The following is a 7,094-nucleotide window of genomic DNA, read 5'->3' as shown; positions in this document are numbered from 1 at the left end:
CCGTTGAGCTGTTGGCGCTGAACCGCTGGTGTTGAACCATCCATCCTTGTTCATGCACGGTTAGGCGTGTTGCTTGCATAGACCACACGGGCTCATCAGCAACCGCATCGCAACCAGAAAGACAGACATGACGTCAAAGATCTCCCGCACCCTGATCCCCGTCGCCGTTCTGGCCACCGGCATCGCCGCTATTGCCTTCGCGCAGGCGCCGGCGTCGCAGCCGGCGCAGAACGCAGTCGCACCGGCCGTTGCCATCATGCCGCCCGGCGGCGCCCCGCGCAGCTTTGCCGATCTGACAGCGCGCCTCGCCCCGGCCGTGGTCAATGTTTCGACCACGCAGAAGGTGGAAATCGGCCGGATGCGCCGCGGCCCTGGTGGTCCCGGCGGCCAGGCCCAACCTGGCAACCCGCTGGAAGAATTCTTCCGCCGCTTTCAGGAACAGCAGGACGGCGGTGAGCCTGTCACCCGCGAGGCCACCAGCCTTGGTTCCGGGTTCATCATTGCCGCTGATGGCTATATCGTCACCAACAACCACGTGATTTCGGCTGGCGAAGGCCGCGACAAGCCGGTGGAATCGATCACCGTCACCCTTTCTGATCGCCGTGAATATACCGCGCGCGTGGTCGGCCGCGATCCGCTCACCGATCTGGCCGTGCTCAAGATCGAAGCCACTGGCCTGCCCTTCGTGCAGTTCGGCAACAGCGAGCAGACGCGCGTTGGCGATTGGTCGATTGCCATCGGCAACCCGTTTGGCCTGGGCGGCACGGTGACGGCCGGCATCATTTCGGCCCTGCACCGCGACATCGGTTCGGGCCAGTATGATCGCTATATCCAGACCGATGCCAGCATCAACCAGGGCAACAGCGGCGGGCCGCTGTTCGATCTCAACGGCAATGTGATCGGCGTCAACACGGCGATCTTCTCGCCCACCGGCGGCAATGTCGGCCTGGGCTTTTCGATCCCGGCCGAACTGGCCAAGCCGGTGGTTGATCAGCTGAAGGCCACTGGTGCCGTCAAGCGCGGCTATCTGGGTGTTGCCATCCAGCGCATGTCGACTGACATCGCCGCCGGCCTGGGCCTGCCCAAGGACAAGGGCGAGATTGTTGCCAGCGTCGAACCGGGCGGCCCGGCAGCGCGCGCCGGCGTGCGCCAGGGCGATGTGATCCTGACCGTGGGCGGCCGCGAAGTGAATTACGACAACAGCCTTTCGTACATCGTTGCCACCACGCCAATTGGCACCACCATCCCGCTCGAGCTGATGCGTGAAGGCAAGCGCCTGAAGGTGAACGCCATCATCGCGCAGCGTCCATCCGAAGCCGTGGTGGCGCAGCGCGCCGGCATGCCGGCAGACGACGAACCGGCCGCCGAAGACAACAGCAAGGCGCCCGGCATCGAAGCCGCCAAGGCCAGCCTGGGCATCACCTTGCAGCCGCTGTCGCCTGTGCTGCGCCAGCAGCTGAAGCTGGATGAAAAGGTGCAGGGCGTAGTGATTGCCGGCATCAGCCCGTCGTCGGACGCAGCCACCAAGGGCCTGCAGCGCGGCGACGTTATCCTGAAGATCGGCCAGAAGCCGGTGACGACGCCAGCCGAAGCCGCAGCGGCGGTGGAAGTCGAGCGCAAGGCCGGCAAGGACACGGTGCTGATGCTGGTGCAGCGCGGCAACACGCCGGGCCGTTATACCGGTGTGAAGCTGATCCCGGCGAAATAAGCGCGGGCGTTTCGAATGAACGAGGGGAGCGGGCAACCGCTCCCCTTTTTCGTTACAGCGCCCGTTCGTACAGCCGGTAGGTGCGGGTCACATGGCTATCGATGGCATCGGCGATGGAACGCATCGGGCCGTTGTCATCCAGCACCCAGCCCAGCTCACCTTCGCTGGCGCCGAACTCGGCAACGGCGACGCGGCGGATATATTCGATCATCTGGAATGCCATCAGCGATGCGGCGCGGTGGCCTTGAAACGATTTCCTGATTCCCATCAGCGGCACGCGCATACGCTTCACCTTGGGCGCGCGTAGCCGCCACAGCAGTTTGGCCCAACCAAACGGGAACAGATTGCCGTTCAGATCGCGGGTCAGCTCGTTGATGTCGGGCAGGGTGATCATGAAGCCAACCGGCACGCCTTCATATTCGGCCACGCGCACCAGGCCTTCGAAGATGATCGGTTTCAGCTTCTTGCCGACATAGACGATTTCGGCCGAGGTGAGCGGCACGAAGCCCCAATTATCGGACCAGGCATCGTTGAGGATATCGAGGATCAGCGCGGCTTCCTGATCAAACTTGCTCTTGTCCACCGGGCGCGTCACCAGCTTGGGGTTGCGTTCGCTAAAGGCCACGATGCGCTGCACCATTTCTGGCAGGGGCGCCGCAATCGGCAGTGACCAGGCGTGCAGATCCTTGACGCCCTTATAGCCGCGCGCGGCGACCATGGCTGCATAATATGGCCGGTGGTGCCCCATCATCACGGTCGGCGGGCCTTCAAAGCCCTGCACCAGCAGGCCCGGCTCGTCCCACACGGAGAGGCTGAACGGGCCGAGCGCGCGGGTCATGCCCTTGGCCTTCAGCCATTGTTCGGCCACGCCGAACAGCGCATCGGCGACGGCAGCATCATCGATGCACTCAAACATGCCCCAATGGCCTGTCCCCGGCCCGCCGCCCGGCGCTGCGGGGGCAATAACCAGCTCATCAACCTGAGCGGAGATGCGGCCAACGACCTTGCCATCCTTCAGCGCCAGCCAGAAGGCGGCTTCGGCATGGCCGAACCATGGATTGGTCTTGATGCCGCCAATCAGGCCGAGCATTTCGGATTTCAGCGGCGGCACCCAGTGCGGATCGCTGGCATAAAGCGTCCAGACCAGATCGACGAAGGCCTTGCGGTCGGCCGCGTTTTCAACGCGCTTCAGGGTGATAATGCTCATCGTTGGCGGTGATAGGCGGCAATCAAGGCAAATTTGCGAAAGCCTATTCTTCGGTGCGGATCAGCACGGCTTCACCGATCAGCAGGAACAACAGGAACGGCGCCCAGGCGGCCATCAGCGGCGGCACTGTGCCGAAATTGCCCATCGCCAGCATGAAATTGTCGGCCACGAAAAAGGCGAAGCCCAGCGCCATGCCGATCACGGCGCGCACGAACAACTTGCCGGATCGCGCCAGGCCAAAGGCCGCGACCGCCCCCAGCAGCGGCATCAGCACAGCCGACAACGGCCCGCTGATCTTGTGCCAGGCTGCCGCTTCCAGCACGTCGGTGGGCTTGCCGGCGGCGCGCTGTTCGCCGATCTGCGGCCACAAATCCCACAGCGGCACGAAATTGGGGTTGATGCTGGTGGTGGTGAACTGGCGCGGCACCACTTCGGTGACGAAATCGAGGGCAGCGCGCGTTTCCAGCCCGCCACTGGCCACATCGAACAGCCGCACATCGACCAGCCGCCAGCCGCCGGCGATCGGCGTGGCACTGGCCGCCATCACCACCTGCATCAGGCTGTTGTCGCGCCGATCATAGATGGTCACCCCGGTCAGCCGCGTGGCAGCGTCGCGGCCCGCCACGGCATCGGCGTGGAACAGATCATCGCCGCCGCGCACCCAGCTTTGCGTGGATTTCACCGCTGTGGCGGGCAGCTTGCGATAATCCTGTTCCTGCCAGGCCTTCAACGAGGCGCTGGCGCGGGTGGCGATGCGTTCGTTCCACAGGAAGTTCGCCGCTGCCACGCCCAACGCCGCGACCAGCAGCGGTGCCAAAATATGGTGCGCGGAAAGGCCGGCCCCCTTGAAGATCACCACCTCGCTGTTCTGGTTCAGCGTTGCCAGCGTCACCAATGTTGCCAGCAGCACCGAGAACGGCAGGAACAGCTGCACGATCTGCGGCGTGCGCAACGACACATAGACCCACAGATCGGATTCGGTGTTGCCGGCCGCCGCCAGCACCTTGCCGGATTCCGACAGCAGATCGAGCGATTGCAGGATCACGGTCAGCCCGATGATGAAGGCCGCGACGCGCACCAGGAACATGCGCGCGGTGTACCAGGCGATGGTTTTCGAGGGGAAAAGTGCCATCTGGGCTTACCCGGCCGACAGCACGTCGTCGGCCCAGTTCTGGCGCCGCACCAGCTTGCCAGCCAGGCCCGAAACAAAGCTGGTGATCTTGCCGAACCAGCGATCAAGCGCGCCGATGGGCTGGCCGCCCGGCCGTTCCAGCACGCGGAACAGCCACAGCGCCAGGCCAAGGAACAAGGCAAAGGGCACCCACTGCGCCAGCACCGGATCAACCCGGCCCAGCGTGCCCATGCGTTCGCCATATTCGGTCAACTTGTGGAAGGTGACGAGCGCGATGATCGACAGGAACACGCCCAGCGCCGAGGTCGAGCGTTTCGGCGGCACCGCCATCGGGACAGCCAGGAAAGGCAGCAGGAACATGATCACGCATTGCACGATGCGGCGGTTGAAACTGGCTGAGGCGCTGCGCTGTTCCGTCTCGTCGGTGGCGGTGAACATGGTGTGCACCAGTTCCGGCAGCGTGGCTTCCAGATTGCCTTCGCCGCGTTTGCGGAAAGCGGCCAGTTCCGGCAGCCGGATCGGCAGATCATGCTGGGCAAAGCCGAGCACGCGCGGCGTGGCATCGGCCTGCGGGCTGTGCACCAACGTGCCGTCGTGCAGCCGCAGCAGGATGAATTCGGGATCATCAGTGGCCAGGAAGGTGCCGCGCGCCGCGGTGGCGGCGACGATCTGGCCGTCCTTCCCTGCCGCCCGCACGAACAGGCCGCGCAGATCAGCGCCCTGGTTGCGCGATTCTTCGACCCGCAAGGTCAGCCCGCCGCCCAGATCGGCAAATTCGCCGACCTTGATCGATGCGCCCAGCGCGCCGGAGCGCAATTCGAAGCGCAGATTTTCATAGGCATAGCGCGTGACCGGCTGCAGCCAGCCGACGATGCCGAAATTGACCACGGCGAACACGCAGGCAAACAGGAAGGGCACCCGCAGCAGCCGTTTGTACGACACGCCAACCGCCAGCAGCGTATCGAGTTCGGAGGACGTGGCGAGCCGGCGGAAAGCCAGCAAGATGCCCAGCATCACGCCGATCGGGATCCCCAGCGACAGATATTCCGGCAGCAGATTGCCCAGCATGCGCCAGACAACCGAAACAGGCCCGCCTTCGTTGATGACGAAATCGAACAGCCGCAGCATGCGATCGAGCACGAGCAGCATGGCAGCCACCACCAACGTGCCAAACAAGGGCACGATGATCAGGCCGAACAGATAGCGATCGATGCGCTTGATCACGCCGCAGCTATTTCCCTCACCGGACGCGACGGCGACCAGGCAGCTCACCTATAGTCGCCCAGCCTGTCTGCGTCATGGAGGAAATCAGGCCGCTTCGTGCAGGGCCAGATTGGCCATCTGGGCCGCCTGATCGAACTTGCCCAGCACGATATCGATCTGCTCATCCGAATGCAGCGCGCAGATGGAGCAGCGCAGCAGGAACACGCCGGCGGGGGTGGCCGGCGGCCGGCTCATGTTCACATAAACACCCAGCTCGATCAGGGTGGACCACATCAGCGCGGTGGTTTCCTGATCCGGCATCAGCACCGAGACAATGGCGCTTTCCGGTGTATCGGTGGCCAGTTTGAAGCCGCGCCCCTTCAGGCCGCCGTGAAGACGCCGGGTCGCTTCCCACAGCCGGGCGCGCTTGTCGTGCGCGGTCATCAGCTTGCGGATCGAGGTGGCGGCGCTGGCCACCACGGCCGGCGGCAGCGAGGCGGTGAAGGTGTAGGGCCGGCAGACTAGGCGCAAAATCTCGAACTTGGGGTGATTCGACACGCAGAAACCGCCAACCGTGCCGATCGATTTCGAAAAGGTGCCGACGACGAAATCCACATCGTCCGCCACGCCCTGTTCTTCATAGACGCCGCGGCCATGTTCGCCGAAAAAGCCCATGCCGTGGGCTTCATCAACCAGCACCATGCAGCCATGCGCCTTGGCGATCGCCACCAGTTCCGGCAGCGGCGCGACGTCGCCCAGCATCGAATAGACGCCTTCCAGCACGACCAGCTTGCCCGCGTCGGCCGGCAGGCGCTTTAGCCGCTTTTCCAGATCGGCCGCATCGTTGTGGCGGAAACGCACGATATCGGCGTTCGACATCTTGCAGCCATCATAGATGGATGCGTGGCTGTCGGCATCGAGGATGATGAAGTCACCCTTGCCGGCCAGCGTCGACACCATGCCGAGATTGGCCTGATAACCGGTGGAGAACACCATGGCGTGGGACATGCCATAGAAATCCTTCAGCGCATCCTCGCAGGCGGCGTGGGTCTGATAGGTGCCGTTCAGCACCCGGCTGCCCGTGGTGCCGGCACCAAATTCACGCAGCGCATCCTGGCCGGCGGTGATCACATCGGCATCAAACGTCATGCCCATATAGTTATAGGTGCCGAGCAGGATGGTATGCTTGCCCTTGATGATGGCTTCGGTGGGAGACAGAACCTTGTCCATCACGATGCCGAACGGATCGCGGATGCCGGTGGAAAGCAGGCCGGCGTGTTCGGCGATCAGCGGATCATATTTGGCCAGCAGGTCGAGGACAGGGGGGTTTGGCATTTTGCTCAGCCCTTCTTTGCCACCAGACCGGCCACGGCATCGGCAACCTGGCCGATGGTTTCCAGATCGGGCAGCATGTTCAAGGGGATCATGATATCCCATTCGTCTTCCATGCTGGCCACAAGGCCCATCACGGTAAGGCTATCCATTTCCATATCGCCGGCAAAGCTGGTGGCTTCGGTCAGCGGCGCCTTCTTCAGGTTCAGCGGCTCGATCAGTTCGAGAATGCGGGCGTAAACAGTGTCGCGATCTGGGGCACGGTCGGTCATGGTTGTTCCAATTAAGGGATGCTTGTGCCCTTTGCCCTGACATCATGGCCAAATTGCGGAGCCCCGGCTTTGGTGCCAGTATGTGACACATGGATGACATCACCGACACGGACACCGACTCGTGCAGGGGCACGGGCACGGGCATCTAAGCGTCGCAAGAGAGCATGGCGGCCAAGCGCCGCGGCCACGACCCGAATCCCAGTCATGCCATTGCCATCCACCTGATCCGCACCATGCAGC

6 protein-coding genes are annotated in these 7,094 nt (G+C 63.5%); 1 reads left to right on the top strand and 5 read right to left on the bottom strand.

Annotated elements, in window-relative coordinates; all coding sequences use genetic code 11:
* Positions 1–127 precede the first annotated feature (127 nt).
* Entirely contained in the window at positions 128–1,708 is a 1,581-nt protein-coding gene (locus RMO81_RS04510) for a Do family serine endopeptidase (RefSeq protein WP_310474562.1), read from the top strand.
* A 52-nt stretch (positions 1,709–1,760) separates the two neighbouring features.
* On the opposite strand, the gene RMO81_RS04505 is transcribed toward RMO81_RS04510, so the two are convergent.
* The 5 genes from RMO81_RS04505 to RMO81_RS04485 form a co-directional block, all read right to left on the bottom strand.
* Positions 1,761–2,915 carry an N-acetyltransferase gene (locus RMO81_RS04505; protein WP_310474560.1) on the bottom strand — a complete coding sequence of 385 codons (1,155 nt, stop codon included), beginning with the start codon at positions 2,913–2,915 and terminating at the stop codon, positions 1,761–1,763.
* 43 nt (positions 2,916–2,958) lie between these two features.
* Positions 2,959–4,047, bottom strand: coding sequence for an LPS export ABC transporter permease LptG (lptG, locus tag RMO81_RS04500; protein ID WP_310474558.1), 1,089 nt, complete (start codon positions 4,045–4,047; stop codon positions 2,959–2,961).
* 6 nt (positions 4,048–4,053) lie between these two features.
* Positions 4,054–5,271: an LptF/LptG family permease gene (locus tag RMO81_RS04495; protein WP_310474556.1), complete on the bottom strand. Its 1,218-nt coding sequence runs from the start codon at positions 5,269–5,271 to the stop codon at positions 4,054–4,056.
* An 84-nt stretch (positions 5,272–5,355) separates the two neighbouring features.
* A complete protein-coding gene (spt, locus tag RMO81_RS04490) occupies positions 5,356–6,585 on the bottom strand; it encodes a serine palmitoyltransferase (protein WP_310474554.1) in 1,230 nt (409 codons plus the stop codon).
* A gap of 5 nt (positions 6,586–6,590) precedes the next feature.
* Positions 6,591–6,854, bottom strand: coding sequence for an acyl carrier protein (locus tag RMO81_RS04485; RefSeq protein ID WP_310474552.1), 264 nt, complete (start codon positions 6,852–6,854; stop codon positions 6,591–6,593).
* Between the last annotated feature and the right edge of the window lie 240 nt (positions 6,855–7,094).

Source organism: Sandarakinorhabdus sp. (assembly GCF_031422795.1).
Taxonomy (GTDB): domain Bacteria; phylum Pseudomonadota; class Alphaproteobacteria; order Sphingomonadales; family Sphingomonadaceae; genus Sandarakinorhabdus.
The sequence above is the reverse complement of the archived record's forward strand: the minus strand, read 5'-3'. Positions and strand labels throughout refer to the sequence as shown.